The organism is Bradyrhizobium sp. CCBAU 51627, from assembly GCF_028128765.1.
Taxonomy (GTDB): Bacteria; Pseudomonadota; Alphaproteobacteria; order Rhizobiales; family Xanthobacteraceae; genus Bradyrhizobium.
The window spans coordinates 1-1,431 of record NZ_LBJG01000058.1; the positions used below are offsets into that span (position 1 = coordinate 1).

Sequence of the window (1,431 nt, forward strand, 5' to 3'; positions counted from 1 at the left end):
CTAGCATTACAGTTGCAATTTTTTCCTGAGATGGGCTTTGCGCGCGTTGGCCTGATGGCACCTACGCCAAGACGACCATGCGAGGATATGGGCGTGCGGGATGCGCCGCTGGGCAAGCTTCATGGCGAGGCGCCGGATTTCCTGGATCGACCAGCGGATCAAGAACGATGCTTCGGGCGAGGCCGCGGTCGTGTTTTTTTAAGCAACGACCCGGTGTTGGCCCGATGACGGATGACGGCCATCATGGCGAAGGCAAGCATGACGAGTGCGACATGGCGATGCCAGCCATGCCAGGAGCGGGTTTCGTTGTGATCAAGGCCGAGCTCGTTCTTGGTGGTTTCGAAGCTGTCCTCGATGGCCCAGCGATGACCTTCCACCGACACCAGCTTCTGCATGGAGGTGCCTTTGGGGCACCATGTGGAGAAGAAGGCCAAGCTGCCGTCGGCGATGTTGCGGCGGATCAGAAGACCCCGCGTCCATTCCCCGGCAAGGTCGTCGTTGTATTCACCGGCGTCGAGATCGGCCAGCTCGAGATAGGCCCAGTCGTGCCAGCGCGGCCCTTTGATCCCCTCGCCGGACGCCAGGCGGCGCCAGGCCTTCTTGGGAAGGCTCTGCGCAATCGCGGAGGCGGTGCCGGCGACAGGCTGCGGCTTGCCCCAGGAACGGAACACATGATTGGACGCAACACCCAGAACATAGCCCTTGCCCTCCTTGCGCAGCAGGGTTTCGATCTCACCGGTGCCATACACGCTGTCCGCGGCCACGAACGCGAACGGCACCTGTGCGGCGATCGCGCCAGCGATCATGTGACGCGCGATCTTGGGCTTTGTCGCAAAGCCCGCATCGCTCGGGACATGCGCAGCCTTCAGGCGAGCGGGGTCGTCCGTCCAGTCCTTTGGCAGGTAGAGTGCCCGGTCGATGAAGGCATGGCCATGCCGCGACACGTAGGCGGCGAACACTCCGATCTGGCAATTGGTGATCTTGCCGGCCGAGCCGGTGTACTGGCGCGCGACGCCGCATGAGGCCTTGCCCTGTTTCAAAAAGCCGGTCTCATCGATGACCAGAACCGCGTCCTCATCGGGCAGCGTTTCCAGCACGTATTCACGGACAATATCGCGCAGCGCATCGGCGTCCCACTGCCCCCGACCCAGGATCGCTTGCTGGCGCCACGGGCCTGGATCGCCGGCCGCTTCCGCCCGCATCCAACCCGTCTTGCGCGGCTCGTTGCCCAACAGTCCGTCGAGAAACTGCCCCGCCGCGGCCGCGACCCGCTCCTGCGTAAACAGCGGACGGATGCGTTGCTTGATATCTCGCAACGCCGAAGCCCACAGCGTCAGCGTATCTTCAACTGACGCGCCACCAATCATCAGATCCCGAATCATGGTCGCCCATGGATTCAGAACCTTCAGGAAGATGCAACTGTAATGCTAG

1 protein-coding gene is annotated in these 1,431 nt (G+C 62.6%); it reads right to left on the reverse strand.

The window, feature by feature from the left end; translation table 11 throughout:
- Positions 1-158 precede the first annotated feature (158 nt).
- On the reverse strand, positions 159-1,382 hold the full coding sequence (locus XH88_RS25690) for an IS701 family transposase (RefSeq protein WP_271671040.1): 1,224 nt from the start codon (positions 1,380-1,382) through the stop codon (positions 159-161).
- Positions 1,383-1,431: the final 49 nt, after the last annotated feature.